Origin of the sequence: Flavobacterium sp. SORGH_AS_0622 (assembly GCF_030818825.1) — a bacterium.
Lineage (GTDB): Bacteria > Bacteroidota > Bacteroidia > Flavobacteriales > Flavobacteriaceae > Flavobacterium.
On the sequence record NZ_JAUTAX010000001.1, the window covers coordinates 2,958,422 to 2,975,539 of the forward strand.

The window sequence follows — 17,118 nt, forward strand, 5'->3', positions numbered from 1 at the left end:
TGATTTTTTAAATAACTAAATAATGGATTCAATATTCAATCTAAAAGGTAAAATTGCACTTATAACAGGTGGTGCGGGAGTATTAGGAAGCAACTTTGCAAACGTTCTGGCTAAACAAGGTGTTGTTGTTGGAATTGTTTCTCAATCGCTGGAAAAAGCAGAGAAAACGGTACAAAGCATAGAAGCAAATGGCGGCCAGGCATTTGCCATTCAGGCGAATGTTTTAAACAAAGAAGAATTAGAAAAGGCAAAAGATTTTATCGTAGAAAAATACGGTCGTCTGGATATTCTAATTAACGCTGCAGGAGGAAATATGCCGGGTGCGACAATTCAGCCCGACCAAGCTGTTTATGATATGAAAACAGATGATTTGCAAAAGGTTGTCGATTTGAATATTATTGGAACTATGCTTCCATCTCAGGTTTTTGCGGCGCTTTTTGCTAAACAGAAATCAGGAAACATCATTAATATTTCATCGGCATCGGCACAAAGACCTTTAACTAGAGTTGTAGGTTATTCGGCATCAAAAGCGGCAATTGATAACTTCACACAATGGATGGCAGTTGAGCTGGCTCAAAAATATGGCGAAGGAATTCGTGTAAACGCTATTTCTCCTGGGTTCTTTATTGGCGAACAAAACCGCGCTTTATTATTAACTCCAGAAGGAAAACTGACTCCGCGCGGCGAAAAAATTATCGATCACACGCCAATGGGAAGATTTGGAACACCAGAAGATATCGATGGTGCTTTATTATTCTTATGCAGCGATATGTCAAAATTCGTAACTGGAACAATCTTAAAAGTCGACGGAGGTTTTGCTGCAACAAGCATTTAAGATTTCTCACGTCCTGCAGGGTTTCTAAAACCTTGTAGGTTAAATTATCATTTCTATAAATAAAAAACATACCAACAAGGTTTTAGAAACCTTGCAGGAATCAAACTAAAAACAAATCAAACATGGAACAAACATTAAGATGGTTCGGACCAAATGACCCTGTTTCTTTACAAGATATTGCACAAACTGGAGCAACCGGAATTGTAACCGCATTGCATCATATTCCAAATGGAGAAGTTTGGAGTATCGACGAAATCATTAAACGAAAAGTCGAAATTGAACACGAAAACGGTGATCCTAAAAAAGGGGCTTCTGGTTTAACTTGGTCGGTTGTGGAGAGTATTCCGGTTCATGAAGACATTAAAAAACAAACTGGAAATTACCTTCAATACATTGAAAATTATAAAGAAAGCATTCGAAATCTGGCTTTATGCGGCATCAAATGTGTCTGCTATAATTTCATGCCCGTTTTAGACTGGTCAAGAACCGATTTATCTTATACGGTTGAAGACGGTTCTAAAGCGCTTCGTTTTGACATTAATGCTTTTGCTGCTTTTGAATTGTTTATTTTAAAAAGACCAGGCGCAGAAAAAGAATATTCTGAAACTCAAATTCAAAAAGCAAAAAGCTATTTTGAAGCCATGACAGATGAAGATAAGGTAAAATTACAACGCAATATTCTAGCGGGACTTCCAGGTGCTGAAGAAGCTTATACGGTTGAAGATTTCTTAGTAACTTTAAGTGCTTATAATCATATTGACAGACAGGCTTTAAAAGATAATTTATTCTACTTTTTACAGCAGATTATCCCTGTTGCCGAAAGTAAAGGTGTCTTAATGGCTATTCACCCAGACGATCCTCCCTACCCGATTTTAGGTTTACCAAGAGTAGTAAGCACCGAAGAAGATTTAGTGGAATTAATGAATGCAGCGCCTTCTCCATCAAACGGATTTACCATGTGTACAGGTTCTTATGGCGTTAGAGCCGATAATGATTTACCTGGAATTGTAAGACGTCATGGCGATAAAATGAATTTTATTCACTTAAGAAGTACGCAGAGAGATGAAGAAGGAAGTTTCTACGAAGCCAATCATCTTGAAGGTGATGTTGATATGTACGAAGTGGTAAAAGCAATTTTAGAAGTCGAAAAAAGAAACAACAGCAAGTTACCAATGCGTCCAGATCACGGTCACCAAATGCTGGATGATTTGAAGAAAAAAACAAATCCGGGTTATTCTGCGATTGGCCGTTTAAGAGGCTTGGCAGAATTGCGAGGACTTGAATTGGGGATCAAACGATCTTTATAATTTGCTTGCCACAAAGGCGCTGGGTTGCGATTTATTCTAAGCCACAGATTACAAGAATTAAGGAGATTTTTTCACGCAGATTTGGCAGATTTAAGAAGATTATTTTTGAATAAATTAACTGCTTAAATCTGCGTGAAAGAAAAAACTTAGCGCCTTCGCGCCTTCGCGGCAAAAAAACTAACTAACCACACAACCACAAAAACCATGATTCGACCAGCCATAACTATCTTTTGCAGCCTTGTTGTAAATATTACAATGGCGCAGGAATTACCCAAAATTCTATCTCAAAAAACCAATTACCTTCCTGATTTTAGCTATGCAGGTTATCACTTTGGAGAAAGCAAACTTCCAGAAACCGAAGGAAAAATTATTAACGCCGCTGATTTTGGCGTAAAAGCAAATGACAATCTAGACGACTCAAAAGCATTCCTCAAAGCTTTAAAAGCAGCAAATGCAGTCGATGGAAATGTAATTTTACAATTACCCGCAGGCCGAATTATTCTAAGCGATATTCTCTACATCGAAAGAAGCAATTTTGTACTTCGCGGTGCAGGTTCTGGTGAAAACGGAACTGAAATCTACTGCCCAAGACCAATGATGTATCTTAAAGATCCTGAATCTCTTGCGGAACTTCGCGAATACCTAACCTCTTTTGATAAAAGACAACGCGAACCCGAAAATAATATTGATTTGCCTTTTTCGCAATATGCATGGTCGGGAGGGTTTATCTGGACACAGATTCCCAATGAACGTGTGAAATCTTATTTGGATAAATATGAGCCCGAACCTAATGTGTTAGCAAAAGTCAGTTCTGGAAAAATGGGTGAATTTGTCATTAATATTTCCGAAGTGAAAAATTTAAAAGTAGGCGATATTGTCGAATTGCAGTTGTTTAATAAGGATGGCGAAAACGGCGAAATTATAAAAGATTTATATCAAGGGGCAAAAGTCAAACCAGGTTCGCATCATTGGAAATTTCCAAAACTTCCAATTGTAAGACAGCAAGTTGAAATCGCTAAAATATCTGGTTCTAAAATTACCTTAAAAACACCTTTAACTATTTCAATAAAGCCAAGTTACCAAGCACAACTCGTTGAATGGAAACATTTAAATGAAGTCGGAATCGAACATCTTCGGTTTACTTTTCCAGATATTCCGAGAGTGGCGCATCACGTTGAACCCGGAAATAATGCGATTTTCCTAACGCGCCTTTTTAACAGCTGGGTAAAAGACGTCAAAATTACCAATGCCGACAGCGGTATTCTAGCCGAAGAAGTTTCTAATGTAACCGTTCAGGATATCATTACCGATGGTCCTCATTTATCGCATTATACCGTAACTTTGGGAGGCGTTCATAATGTTTTAGTCAAGAACTTAAAAATCTACAATAAAGCAGTTCACCCGTTGAGTTTCAATACTTTTTCTACCAAAAATGTATATCAAAATTGTGAGATTTTTGAAGATGCTCTTTTAGACCAGCATTCAGGAGCAAATCATCAAAATTTGTTTGATAATATTACGGTTCATATTACTGCTGATAAAAATAACAGCTTTTACTTATTTGGCGGCGGCGGAGCGGATTACTGGAAACCTTCGCACGGACCTTTCAGTACTTTTTGGAACTTAAATGTTCAGGTCTCAAACCCAGATCAGACTAAACCTGTTTTATTATACGGAATGAAAGACGGTGCTTTCGCCAGAATTATTGGCGTTCATGGAAATACGAAATTTGAAATCAAATACGATGTTGATCCTTATATTGAGTTTTTAAATACAGCGATAGAAAAAATTCCGTCTTTGTACGATTATCAATTAAAAAAGCGATTGAAGTAAAGTTCTTATTTAATCTCGCAAAGTCGCTAAGACGCAAAGAGAAAATTTAAAAAAACTTAAAAAAGAAAACTTTGCGACTCTGCGACTTTGCGAGAATTCAATTCACAATATAAAACTACGCGCTATGAAATTCAAAATAGCTCTTTTGTTTATCGTATTTATCAGCGGAAATTTGTTTTCCCAAAATAAATACCGTCTTAAAAACATCTCTACGACCGACGGGCTTTCGCAGAGTTCTGTCATTGCCATCCATCAGGATAAATTTGGGCAGATGTGGTTTGGTACACGAGACGGATTGAATAAATACGATGGTAGCCGATTCTCTATTTTTAGAAATGATGCGAATGATAAATCTTCTATCAGCAACAATGATATCCTTGCAATTGAAGAAGATAACTCGGGAAAAATTTGGGTGGGAACTTACAATGGCTTAAACTGTTATAATCCTGTTTTGAATAAATTTACAAGATATCTGCATACCAAAGCCAATCATACCATAAGCAATAATGCCGTTTGGAGCATTAAGGAAATTGGCGACGAAATGTGGTTTGGAACTTCAAAAGGATTAACGATTTACAATAAAAAATCTGAATTATTTACTTCGGTTTTCCATTCAGACGATGATGTTTCTACCCTTCCGAGCAATAATATTTTAAGCATTCTAAAAACCAAAAAAGGCGAAATTTGGATTGGAACCACAAAAGGTTTATGTCAGCTAACCAATCGAAAAAACGGTAAATTTCAGTTTAAAAATTATCCGCTGAATAATTTTGATTTATTGAATGTGCAGTCGGTTATTGAAGATAAAAACGGTAATTTATGGGTTGGAACAAAGAATAAAGGTCTTTTACAATTCGATCAAAAACAGAAATCTTATGTTTCTTTTTTGGATAATGAAAAGTTCAGAGAAATTAATACAGACATTCGATCTTTAGTAATTGACAATCAAGGTTCTTTATGGATTGGAGCTTATGACGGAATCTATATTTTAGGTTTGGATAAAAGTCTGCAGAAAATAAACAACAGCAATAACAGTAACGGAATCGACAAAGTAAAGTCACTTTTTAAAGACAAAAAAGGTTCTATTTGGATTGGCTGTTATTATAAAGGCGTGAATCTATGGGACGTTTCCAATGTCAATTTCTCTAACTACAATCAGAATTCGAAAAAGATCCCGATGAGTTTTGATGTTGTGAGTTCGATTATTGCAGATAAAAACCAGAACATTTATTTTGGAACAGAAGGCGGCGGCATTACGATTTATAATAAAAGTACAGAAACCACAAGTTACATCAACAGTAAAACTGGTCAAAGCAATAAAAATGACATCAAATCGATGTGTCTTTCTGACGATCGTATTTTATGGATTGGTACTTTTTCTAAAGGATTATCTCCCTACAATACGATTACGAAAAGAATTGAAGACAATCGAATTGCTTCTGATTTAACGGATTTACTGAAAGAAACCGGCGTATATTCTCTTAAAACAGAAGGCAGTATTTTATGGATTGGAACTTTTGGAAAGGGATTAATTCGCTATAATACAACAGATAAAACTTTCCAGCTAATTGGAAACGACAATACAAAATCTGTTTTTCTGACCAATAATATTATCCGAACTATTTTAGTCGACAAACATAATTTTCTTTGGGTTGGAACTCAAAACGGACTGAACCGCATCCCGTTACGAAATTTTAATCCGAAGCAATATGCAATTCAGCATTTCTTTTACGATCATTCCTCTTTATCAGGCGATGATATTTTGACTTTGTTTCAGGATTCTCAAAACAAAATCTGGGTCGGAACAAAAGCAAAAGGACTTCATTATTTTGATGGAAAAAAATTCAACCGCATCAATCTCAGAATTGGAAATACTATAATAACTTCTATACATTCTATTTTAGAAGATGATGATAAAAACCTATGGATCAGCACCAATCAGGGAATTATCAAATACAATACAAATCAAAAAAACATTGTCATTTACGATCAAAAAGATGGATTAGCAAGTAATGAATTCAATGACAATTCGGCTTTAAAATTAAGTTCAAATCAATTTTATTTTGGAAGCCCGTCTGGTGCGACTTATTTTGATGCATCGAAAATTTCCTTAAATCAATATGCGCCGCAGGTTTTAATTACTGATTTAAAAATTAAAAATGAAACCATAAATCCAGGCGATTCAGCCGAAATTTTAGAGAAAAGCATTGGTTTTACGCAGACTATTACATTAGATTATGACAAAGCCAATTTCTCTATAAACTTTGCAATTCCAAATTACATTAGATCCAAAAACAATCAATACAGCTACCGCTTAACGGGTTTGGAAAACAACTGGACCACTACAAAAAATTCAGAAGCCAATTTTGCTATTCAAAATCCAGGAACTTACACTTTTGAAGTCCGCGGTGCCAATAACGACGGCATTTGGAACAAAACTCCAACGACACTTACCGTAATTGTAAATCCGGCTCCTTGGCGCAGTATTTGGGCATTTTTGTTGTACGGAATCATAATTGGGTTAGGATTATACGGTTTGATCTGGATTATGAAATCGAAAGCCAGATTGAAACAAAAACTCGAATTGGAATATCTGGAAAGTAAACGTGTGGAAGAAAACAACCGTGCTAAACTGGATTTCTTTACCAATATCTCGCATGAATTCAGAACACCTTTAACATTGATTTTAGGTCCTTTACAGCAAATTCTGGCTGACTATAACGGAACGAACGAAATGTATAAAAAGCTTTTAGTAATTGAAGGTAGCGCGAATCATTTGCTAAGCTTAATTAACAGATTAATGGATTTTAGAAAACTCGAAAACGATCAGGCAACGCTGGAATCTGCAAACGGAAACATTGTAAAATTCACCAGGGAAATCTTTTTATCGTTTATAGAATATGCCAAAGACGGCGGTTACGAGTATACTTTTGAAACTGATGATGAAGAAATTCTGGTTTATTTTGACCGATACAAACTCGAACGTGTTTTTTATAATTTGATTTCCAATGCGTTTCGATATACACCAAAAGGCGGTTCAATCAACATTAAAATAAATCACGACCAAAAAAATCTTTTTATTGCTGTTGAAGATTCTGGAGTTGGTATTTCGGAAGAACACATCGATAAAATTTTTGATTTGTTTTTTGAAATTCCGATGCACAATCAAGTTCAAAAAAACTACAATAAAGGAACTGGAATTGGACTTTCGATTGTAAAAAACATTGTAAAACTGCACAAAGGAAATATTGATGTAAAGAACAAACCAACGGGCGGTGTTATTTTTAAGGTTACACTACCGCTTGGGCGAAACCACCTTTTAGACAGCGAAATTATTCCCGATTTTAAAATCAGTGATGATATTGCACAATATACAGCACAATTAGAACCATCGGAAGTAATTGAAAACGAAGACATCGAAGATTTAATTGTAAACGAAGAAAAACAGACAATATTAATTGTTGAAGATCACAAGGTTTTGAGAAAATTCATGAAAAACCTGCTCAAAAAAGACTATAATATAATTGAGGCCGAAAACGGAAAAATTGCTTTTGAAAAAGCTCTAAAATTTGTTCCAAATTTGATTATCAGCGATGTAATTATGCCAGAAATGGTTGGAACAGAACTTTGCTCGAAAATAAAAGAAAACCTTAAAACCAGTCATATTCCGGTTATCCTTCTGACTTCAAGATCTTCATTGGTTTATAAATTTGAAGGATTGGAAAGCGGTGCCGATGATTATATCAGTAAACCATTCAATTTAATGGAATTCAGACTTCGCGTTAAAAACATTCTAAACACGACTGAACGTTTAAAAATCAAATTTTCAAGCGAAGACAGTTTTATTCCATCAGAAATCACCGTTTCTTCTTTGGATGAAGAATTATTGAAAAAAGCATTCAAGATTGTAGAAGAAAACATTTCAAACGAACAATTTGACATTCCGTTCTTCTGTTCAGAATTAGGTGTCAGCCGTACCATGTTATTTCTAAAAATCAAAGCTTGGACCAATTGCACACCAAACGAATTTATTCACGAAATCAGATTAAAACGCGCCGCTCAATTATTAGAACAAAACAAACTAAATGTTTCAGAAGTGAGCTATAAAGTCGGTTTTAACAATCCGAAATACTTCAGCAAATGCTTTCAAAAAAAATACGGAGAAACGCCGTCGCAATATGCAGACAAATTTTATAAAAAGTGTGAGATGTAAAGTGTGAAATGTTAGATGTGAAATGTGAAATGTGTGAATGTGAAAATTTGAATTGCTAGATGTGAACATCTTTTACTTTTCACTTTTTACTTTTTATTTTTCACTTTTTACATCTAACATCTCACGTCTAACATTTCACTTTTCAATTTTCACATCTCACATCTCACATCTCACATCTCACATTTTACGTAAACAATCCGCATTTTTAAAGGCTTAAAAAAGGGTATCTGTATTTTTAGATACCCTTTTTTGTATTTCTATTTCTTTTTTGGCTTCTACATTTGCCATATGAAAATCAAAAAAACAAACTTCTTATTACTACAGATTCTGTTTGTCATTGTGATAATCGGAATGAGTTTATTGCTTTTCTACTTTATCTAACTTATTAACCTTAAAACCAAAAAATGAATGTTTACAAACCAAAAAAACAAACCGTTTAAATGGTGTTTACTGGTATCTTTTTTACTGGTAAATTTCATGATGAATGCGCAGGAAAGAAAAGTAACTGGAAAAGTTACTTCGAGCGAAGATTTACTCGGACTTCCTGGGGCGAATGTCTATATTAAAAATTCATCTGTAGGCGCATCTGCAGATATGGACGGAAATTATACTGTTATCGTTTCAGAAAAAAATGCTGTTTTAGTTTTCAATTTTGTCGGATTTCAAACTGTAGAAATTCCAGTTGGAAACAAAACCGTAATCAACGTAAGTTTAAAACCAGATACAAAAGCCCTTGACGAAGTAATTGTAGTAGGTTATGGAACGCGTAAAAAGAGCGACATTACTGGTTCTGTATCTTCTGTAACAGCAAAAGAATTAACCGCGTTTCCACTTTTAAATGCAGAACAAGCTTTGCAAGGTCGTGCTGCAGGTGTTTCTGTAATGACTAATAATGGTGGTGAACCTGGTGCTCCCGTAAAAATCAGGGTGCGTGGCGGAACTTCGATTAATGCCAGCGGTGATGCACTTATTGTAGTTGATGGTTTTGCAGGAGTTTCGATGCCGGCACCTCAGGATATTGCTTCTATTGAGGTTTTAAAAGATGCTTCGGCTACTGCAATTTACGGATCTCGAGGTTCAAACGGGGTTATTATGGTAACGACTAAAAAAGGAAAACCAGGAAAACCTGTTATTGAATTTAGTAATTCTACTTCAATCCAATCAGTAAATAACAAATTACATTTATTAAATGCTGATCAGTTTGCAGCGTACAGACAAAGTTTTACAACGCACACACAAGGACCTGCAAATACAGACTGGCAGGATGTTATTTACCGAGATGGAATGATTTCGAATACACAATTGTCATTTTCTGGCGGATCTGACAATGTGAGATATTATGTTTCGGGAACGTATTTCAACCAAGATGGAGTGGTAATTAATTCAGGTATTGATAAATATACAATCGTAGGAAATCTAGAAGCTGATTTGTCTCCAAAATTCAAAGTCGGTTTAAATACTTTTACAAGCAAACAAAACAAAGAAGGAATTATCAGCCAGACAGGAGCTGGAGGAACTGGTGCTGCGGGTGTAATTGCAGCTGCGTACAGATTTATGCCTGACAAAGGAATTTACAATGCTGACGGAACTTACACTACAACAGCTCCAATTGGGGATGATATTGATAATCCGTACGCTACGGCAATGGAAAATATTCTGGAAACGGTTTCTATTGTAAACAGAAGCAATTTCTTTGCCCAATATCAGATTACTAAAGATCTTGATTTTAAAACTACTTTAGGTTTAACCGATAATAATTCGCAAACGGGAAGGTTTATTCCTTCTACTTTAATTGCCGGAAAAAATATCAAAGGAGAAGCTTCTGTAAATAATACCAGATTTTCTTCTTTCTTAACAGAAAACTACCTGACGTTCAAACGTGAAATTATTGAAAAAGGAATTTTGACGGTTCTTGGCGGGTATTCCTATCAAAAAAATAAAAATGAAAGTTCATATGCTGCTTCAAGAGGATTTTTAACCAATACCAATTCGTATAGAAATTTAGGCGCTGGAACTGTATTTTTAAAACCAGATTCTAATTTATCTGAAACGGAATTGATTTCTGCTTTTGGAAGGTTGAATTTTGATTATGACGATAAGTATTTACTAACTTTTACAGCCAGACGAGACGGTTCTTCAAGCTTTAGTAAAAACTACAAATACGGAACTTTTCCTTCTGGTGCAATTGGATGGAACATAGGAAAAGAGAATTTCCTAAAAGATAGCAAAACAGTTTCTAATCTTAAATTAAGAGCGAGTTATGGAGCAACAGGAAACCCTTCAATTGGCGCCTACTCTACTTTATCGCGATTCTCTGAAATTTATGATGTGAGCGGTGACGTAATTGTAAATGCGGTACAATTGACTTCTTTGGATAATCCGAATTTGAAATGGGAAACTTCCTATCAGCAGGATTACGGAATTGATTTAGGTTTGTTTGATAACCGAATCAGTATTACGGCTGATTATTATAAAACAATTACTAAAGATCTATTGTTTAACAGACCATTACCTGGGATTTCAGGAATTGCTTCACAGCTGCAAAACGTTGGAGAATTAGAAAATAAAGGATGGGAATTAGGAATTAATACCAAAAACTTCATTGGTGCCGATTTTACTTGGTCAACAAACTTTAATATTTCTTCCAACAAAAATAAAGTACTAAAACTAGCTGATAATAAAGATCTTTTAATCAACTCTGCTCCAGGCCACTTCTTGGCAACTGAATCTCAGATTTTGAGAGTAGGTCAGCCAGTTGGTTCTTTCTTCGGATTTATTTATGACGGCGTAATTCAGCAAGGTGAAGCGGTGTTGCCAGGAAATTTTGAAACAGCTGCAGGAGGAGAAAAATTCAGAGATTACAATGGCGACGGAAAATTAGATTCTCAGGATAAAACAATCATCGGAAATCCAAATCCAGATTTCATCTTCGGGTTCAACAATGATTTCACTTATAAAAATCTGGATTTAAATATTTTCTTCCAAGGTTCACAAGGAAATCAAATCTTAAACTATACTTTGATGGAATTAGCCTCGGGAAATAACAATGCAACAACTGAGGTTTTAGATGCTTGGACACCAACAAATACAGATACAAATGTTCCTGCAAATGCTGCCAGAACCAAAAGAATCACTTCTAGATTTGTGTATGATGGAAGTTACATTCGTTTGAAAAACATCTCTTTAGGATATAGTTTAGATGAAAAAATTGTTTCGAAAATGGGATTAAGTAAAGTTCGTTTTTACATCAGTGCGCAAAACCTTTGGACGATTACAGATTATCCCGGTTCAGATCCTGAAACGAATTACTTAAACGACACCAATTCAAGAAGTAATACCAATTTAGGATTGGATTATGGAGGATATCCCAACGTGAGAACATTTACAGCAGGATTTAATGTGAAATTTTAATCTAAAACCACTATGAAAAAATATATAGCTCTTCTTTGCTTAGGAACAATGACTTTCTTCAGTTGTTCTGATCTGGAAGAAAAACCAGTAGGAATTATTCGTCCAGATAATTTTTTTAACAATACAGACGATTTACAAGCCGCTGTAAACGGAGCCTTTGCCAATATTGCCCACAATAATTATTGGGGAAGAGAATTTACAATTGCCTTAATGCTTCGCGATGACATGGCAGATATTGGCGACAGAACTACTCAGGCCGCGCGTATCGATGTAAATGATATGAGTATGAATGATACTAATGCGCTTGTTGCAAACTTTTGGCCGCAGTCGTACGTAATAATTACCGCAGCCAATCAAGCTATTGAAGGCGCTAAGAAAACACCTGGCGATCCTGCAAAAGTAAATGCAATTGTGGCTCAGGCTTATTTTGCAAGAGCTTTTACGTACTATCATTTGGTGCGCCTTTTTGGTGATATTCCGTATGTTGATTTTGTTGTAAATGATGTGGCGCAGGTAAACTCTTTAAGTAAAACCAAAGAAGCAGATGTTTACCCAAAAATCATTGCCGATTTAGAATTTGCAAAACAATGGCTTGATGACAAACCAAAAGTAAAAGCAGTGCCAGGAAAAGGTACAGCAGCCGGTTATTTAGCATCTGTTTATCTGACTTTAGGCAATTACCAAAAAGCCTATGATGAAGCAAAATATGTAATTACAAACGAAGCCAAATTTGGTTTAGGTTTAGATGCTGATTTTCAAGATTTGTTTAATGCCACAAAAACAGCTTCACTTAAAGAACCTTTATTTACAGTTGATTTTAACAACTTAACTTCTGGAAACTACGGTCAGGATTATACAGCATTTTTTACAGGATCTTTAAAAGATGACAGTTACAGCTACGGACAAGGGTTTTCTGTTGCCGTTCCATCTTTAAAAGTATTTCAAACTTGGGATCAAAGAGATTATAGAAGAGCAGTAAGCTTTGATACGATTATCAGAAAGAAAACTGGTCCAGGCGGTTCATTGCAAATTTATCCTTCAAGCGATAATGAGAAAGCGCCTCGTCCGCACATTGCAAAATATTTCCGCTTTCCAGGAAAAGCAGGTGCAAACGGAAGAACTTCGCAGCACAATTACATTACAATGCGTTTTGCAGAAGTTCTACTAACGGCTGCTGAAGCTTTAAACGAAATCAATCCCGGAACAACCGAAGCTGATGGGTATGTAAACCGTGTTCGCGCAAGAGCAAGAAATAAAGCAGGGAAACTAGTTTCTTTTCCTGCAAACGTAACTCCGGGGCTTTCTCAGACAGATTTTAGAAAAATGGTTATTGATGAAAGAAGATTAGAATTGGCCTTTGAATATATAAGATGGTACGATATTAAGAGACTAAAAAATGGTCCTGAAGTATTTGGTCCTAATGGTCTTGAACCTCATCCAAATTTTGATCCAAACAGAGATTATTTATGGCCATTGCCGGGAACAGAATTGGCAATCAATCCGAATTTAAAACCAAATAATCCTGGTTATTAATATTGCACGCGGATAAAACGGATTTGCTATCGCAAAAACGCGGATTTATACGGATTTTTTCTCTCGCAGATCTCACAGATTTGGCTGATTTTTACTTCACGCAGATTAAATTGCTTTTTAATTTAATTTGCTCAATCTGTAAAATCTGCGGAAACAATTATTCGTGGCGTAATAAAAAAATCCGTATAAATCCGCGTTTTCGCGATAGCGAATCTGTCAAATTCGCGTCTAAAAATTACGATTACAAAATATTTAATATGAAGAATGTCAGTTTCATTTCTTTAATTCTTGGGTTTGCATCGCTGGTGACAGCGTGCAAGCCCGGAATTAATCCTCAAGCAAAAACAACCTCAGCAAGTACACAAAAACTGGAAACGCGTTACAAAATGTTACTCGATTATCCAGTCGATTCGATGTCTATGCCTAGAAGTATGAATATAAAAACTCTTGAAATTCGCAAAGTGCCGTCGAGAGATTGGACGAGCGGTTTTTTTGCTGGAAATCTTTGGCAATTGTACCGACTTACAGGCGATTCAAAATATAAAGAACAAGCTCAAAAATGGACTCCTTTCAGCAAAAAAGAAAGTGTCAACAGTAATTCGCATGACGTAGGTTTTAAAGTGTTTTGCAGTTTTGGAGAAGCTCTAAAAGTGGAAAACAATAAAGAGTACGAAGCGGTAATTATTAAAGGCGCTGAAACTTTGTGTACAAGGTTCAATCCAAAAGTGGGTTCGATTCGTTCTTGGGATTTCAACAAGGAAATTTGGGATTATCCTGTAATCATCGACAATATGATGAATCTGGAATTGCTTTTTGAAGCTTCAAAATTATCAGGAAACAATAAATACCGTGATATAGCGATTCAGCATGCCAATACAACTTTAAAAAACCAGTTTAGAGCAGATAACTCTTGTTATCATGTTATTGATTATAATCCGAATACAGGCGAAGTTAGAAAGAAAACCACACTTCAAGGATACAATGACGATTCGGTTTGGGCACGTGGGCAAGCTTGGGCAGTATACGGATTTACGATGTCCTACCGATATACAAAAGATCCTGCCTATTTAAAACAGGCAGAAGCGACAGCTAAGTTTTTTATAACCAATAAAAACCTGCCAGAAGATGGAATTCCGTATTGGGATTTTAAAGATCCGAGTATTCCAAATGCGGCTCGTGATGTTTCTGCAGCAATGGTTATGGCATCAGCATTATATGAGCTGTATGGTTATACTAAAAATGATACTTATCTGGCTTTCGCCGATAAAATGATGGCTTCGGTACAAACCGATAAATACATTTTAGACACCACAATTAAAGCGCCTTTTCTTTTTGACCACAGCACAGGAAACTGGCCTAAACACGATGAAATTGATGAACCAATAATCTACGCCGATTATTATTTTCTAGAAGCATTAATAAAGGTGCAAAGGCTCAAAGGTTCAAAGTAACAAAGGTTTTGAATCTTTGAATCTTTGAGCCAGAAAACCTTTGAACCTTTGTAACTATGAACCTTTGTAACTATGAATAAACCGAATAAAACTTTTTCAATTTTTGCGCTTTTTGTTTTGTTTCAAATTTGTCTGAGCAGCTCTGCTCAGACAAAAAGAAACATTAATGACAAATGGCTTTATTTAGAAAATCATACTTCAAACCTCAACGAAGCCGAAAAAGCTTCAAACTGGATTTCTCTTAATTTACCACATACCTGGAACGCCGAAGATGCAACCGACTTATATCCGGGTTACAGACGCGATGCCAGCTGGTATCAGAAGAAATTAGACATTCCGCAAATCGATAAAAACCGTGTTTATTCCTTATATTTTGAAGGTTCAAATGTTACCACAAAAGTATATGTAAATGGAAAAGAAGCTGGTTCGCATATTGGCGGATATATAGGCTTTTCAATAGACATTACCAACTTTATTAAAGAAGGAAACAACGATATTTTTGTTCGAGTTGATAATAGTTACGACATCGAAATTATCCCGTCTCAAAAGAGTGATTTCTTTATTTATGGCGGAATCACGCGCGATGTGTGGCTGGTTTCGAAATACAAAAATCATATCGAAAATATAAAAATTACAACTCCTGAAGTTTCTGCCAAAAAAGCTTCAGTGCAAATCGTTTCTACTTTTGTAAATCCAGATAATTCAAAAGATTTATCATTAACCGTAACACTTAAAAATCCGAAAGGAAAAAAAGTAGCAAGTAAAACAATTCCTGTTACCGATAAAACTTCGACAATTACTTTCGAAAATATCAAAAATCCAGAACTTTGGGATACCGAAAAACCTAATTTATATAAACTAAGTGCTGTTTTATCAGAAAAAAATCAAATTAAGGACAGTGTTTCTGAAAAAGTAGGTTTTAGATGGTTTGAATTTAAAGATCATGGTCCGTTTTACCTTAACGGAAAACGTTTGCTAATTCGCGGTACGCATCGTCATGAAGAGCAAGCCGGAGTTGGCGCTGCTATGAGCAACGAACAGCATTGGGCCGATATGAAATCAATCAAAGAAATGGGCGCTAATTTTGTTCGCTTAGCACATTATCCACAAGACCCTGAAATATATAAAGCTTGTGATGAACTTGGTCTTTTGGTTTGGGATGAACTGCCTTGGTGCCGTGGCGGAATTGGTAACGATGTCTGGAAAACAAATACCAAAAACATGCTTGAGGAAATCATTACTCAAAACTATAATCATCCGAGCATTATTATCTGGTCTCTTGGAAACGAAATCAATTGGCTTCCAGACTTTCCTGACGGTGATAATGCAGATAAAACCAACGTTTTTTTAAATGAACTAAACGAGATTGCTCATAAACTGGATCCAACTAGAAAAACTGCGATTAGAAAATATTATGAAGGATCGCATATTGTGGATGTTTTTTCACCTTCGATTTGGTCTGGCTGGTATTCTGGAAGTTATAAAAGCTACCAAAAAGCAATTGATGTTTACAAAAAAGAATATAAGCATTTTATTCATGCCGAATATGGCGGAGACAGTCATGTTGGCCGTCATAGCGAAAATCCAATTACAGGCGAAAATGTGATTAAAGCCGAAGGCTGGGAAGAAGCAATTGTACAGACTAAAGTCGCTAATATTGCTCAAATTGGCGATTGGAGCGAAAATTATATAGTTGATTTGTTTGACTGGCATTTGCATATATCCGAGAATGATCCAACGTTCGTGGGAAATGTTCAATGGGCATTTAAGGATTTTGCTACGCCATTGCGTCCAGAAGATGATATTCCGTATATGAACCAAAAAGGATTAACAGACCGAAACGGAATTCCAAAAGATGCGTATTATGTTTTTAAAAGCTATTGGGCAAAAGAACCTTTCGCTTACATTGAATCACATACTTGGACAGAACGTCAAGGTCCAGAAAATACGCCACGAACCATAAGCGTTTTCAGTAATTGCGAGAAAGTGACTTTACTTCATAACGGAAAATCTCTTGGCGAAAAACAAAGAAATCTTTCGCTATATCCTGCAAATGGTTTAACTTGGGATGTCAATTTTAAAAAAGGAGAAAATATCCTAATTGCTATTGGCAAAAATAAAGATGGCAAAACGGTCTCTGATACTATAAAAGTGAATTATCGTTTCAATAAAAATGACACGGCCTCTTCTTTGCAATTATCTTCAGAAAAACTGAAAAACGGTAATTATCTGGTAACAGCAATTGCAATTGACAACAATAATTTACGCTGTCTGGATTATGAAGCAAGTGTTTATTTTCAATGTATGAAAGGCGGTAAAACCTTAAAAAATCAAGGAACACCAACAGGAAGTGAATCGATAAAAATGGCAAACGGAAAGGCTTCTATTGAAGTTGTTCCAGACGGTTCAGGCAATCCGATTGAAATGACGGCACTAAATCAGAGTTTTAAAGGGGAATATTTGAAGATTTCTGTTGAGTAAAAAGATTCTGAGATGCTAAGACACTAAGATTCTAAGTTTTTTTTAGTCTAGTTG

The 17,118-nt window shown here is 35.7% G+C and carries 8 protein-coding genes; all 8 read left to right on the plus strand.

All coding sequences use genetic code 11. The features are described from left to right. Positions 1–22: 22 nt before the first annotated feature. The 8 genes from QE431_RS12655 (at position 23) to QE431_RS12690 (ending at position 17,064) form a co-directional block, all read left to right on the plus strand. The gene (locus QE431_RS12655) at positions 23–835 is read left to right on the plus strand and encodes an SDR family oxidoreductase (RefSeq protein WP_307296385.1); all 813 of its coding nucleotides are present in this window, start codon (positions 23–25) and stop codon (positions 833–835) included. Between the two features lie 122 nt (positions 836–957). Continuing rightward, positions 958–2,142 (plus strand): mannonate dehydratase, encoded by a 1,185-nt coding sequence (gene uxuA, locus QE431_RS12660; protein ID WP_134141981.1) that lies wholly within the window; start codon positions 958–960, stop codon positions 2,140–2,142. Positions 2,143–2,346: 204 nt separating this feature from the next. Then, positions 2,347–3,975 (plus strand): DUF4955 domain-containing protein, encoded by a 1,629-nt coding sequence (locus tag QE431_RS12665; RefSeq protein WP_307296388.1) that lies wholly within the window; start codon positions 2,347–2,349, stop codon positions 3,973–3,975. A 124-nt stretch (positions 3,976–4,099) separates the two neighbouring features. Next, the gene (locus QE431_RS12670; RefSeq protein ID WP_307296390.1) at positions 4,100–8,188 is read left to right on the plus strand and encodes a two-component regulator propeller domain-containing protein; all 4,089 of its coding nucleotides are present in this window, start codon (positions 4,100–4,102) and stop codon (positions 8,186–8,188) included. A 408-nt stretch (positions 8,189–8,596) separates the two neighbouring features. After that, positions 8,597–11,599, plus strand: coding sequence for a TonB-dependent receptor (locus QE431_RS12675; protein ID WP_307296392.1), 3,003 nt, complete (start codon positions 8,597–8,599; stop codon positions 11,597–11,599). A 12-nt stretch (positions 11,600–11,611) separates the two neighbouring features. Continuing rightward, positions 11,612–13,132 carry a RagB/SusD family nutrient uptake outer membrane protein gene (locus tag QE431_RS12680; protein ID WP_281865892.1) on the plus strand — a complete coding sequence of 507 codons (1,521 nt, stop codon included), beginning with the start codon at positions 11,612–11,614 and terminating at the stop codon, positions 13,130–13,132. 257 nt (positions 13,133–13,389) lie between these two features. Continuing rightward, entirely contained in the window at positions 13,390–14,583 is a 1,194-nt protein-coding gene (locus QE431_RS12685) for a glycoside hydrolase family 88 protein (RefSeq protein WP_307296396.1), read from the plus strand. Between the two features lie 72 nt (positions 14,584–14,655). Further along, positions 14,656–17,064 carry a glycoside hydrolase family 2 TIM barrel-domain containing protein gene (locus QE431_RS12690; RefSeq protein WP_307296399.1) on the plus strand — a complete coding sequence of 803 codons (2,409 nt, stop codon included), beginning with the start codon at positions 14,656–14,658 and terminating at the stop codon, positions 17,062–17,064. The last annotated feature ends 54 nt before the right edge of the window (positions 17,065–17,118 follow it).

Excerpts from the sequence above, each read along its gene's own strand:
- QE431_RS12655 (WP_307296385.1), top strand. The coding sequence starts at position 23 with ATGGATTCAATATTCAATCTAAAAGGTAAAATTGCACTTATAACAGGT.
- uxuA (WP_134141981.1), top strand. The coding sequence starts at position 958 with ATGGAACAAACATTAAGATGGTTCGGACCAAATGACCCTGTTTCTTTA.
- QE431_RS12665 (WP_307296388.1), top strand. The coding sequence starts at position 2,347 with ATGATTCGACCAGCCATAACTATCTTTTGCAGCCTTGTTGTAAATATT.
- QE431_RS12670 (WP_307296390.1), top strand. The coding sequence starts at position 4,100 with ATGAAATTCAAAATAGCTCTTTTGTTTATCGTATTTATCAGCGGAAAT.
- QE431_RS12675 (WP_307296392.1), top strand. The coding sequence starts at position 8,597 with ATGTTTACAAACCAAAAAAACAAACCGTTTAAATGGTGTTTACTGGTA.
- QE431_RS12680 (WP_281865892.1), top strand. The coding sequence starts at position 11,612 with ATGAAAAAATATATAGCTCTTCTTTGCTTAGGAACAATGACTTTCTTC.
- QE431_RS12685 (WP_307296396.1), top strand. The coding sequence starts at position 13,390 with ATGAAGAATGTCAGTTTCATTTCTTTAATTCTTGGGTTTGCATCGCTG.
- QE431_RS12690 (WP_307296399.1), top strand. The coding sequence starts at position 14,656 with ATGAATAAACCGAATAAAACTTTTTCAATTTTTGCGCTTTTTGTTTTG.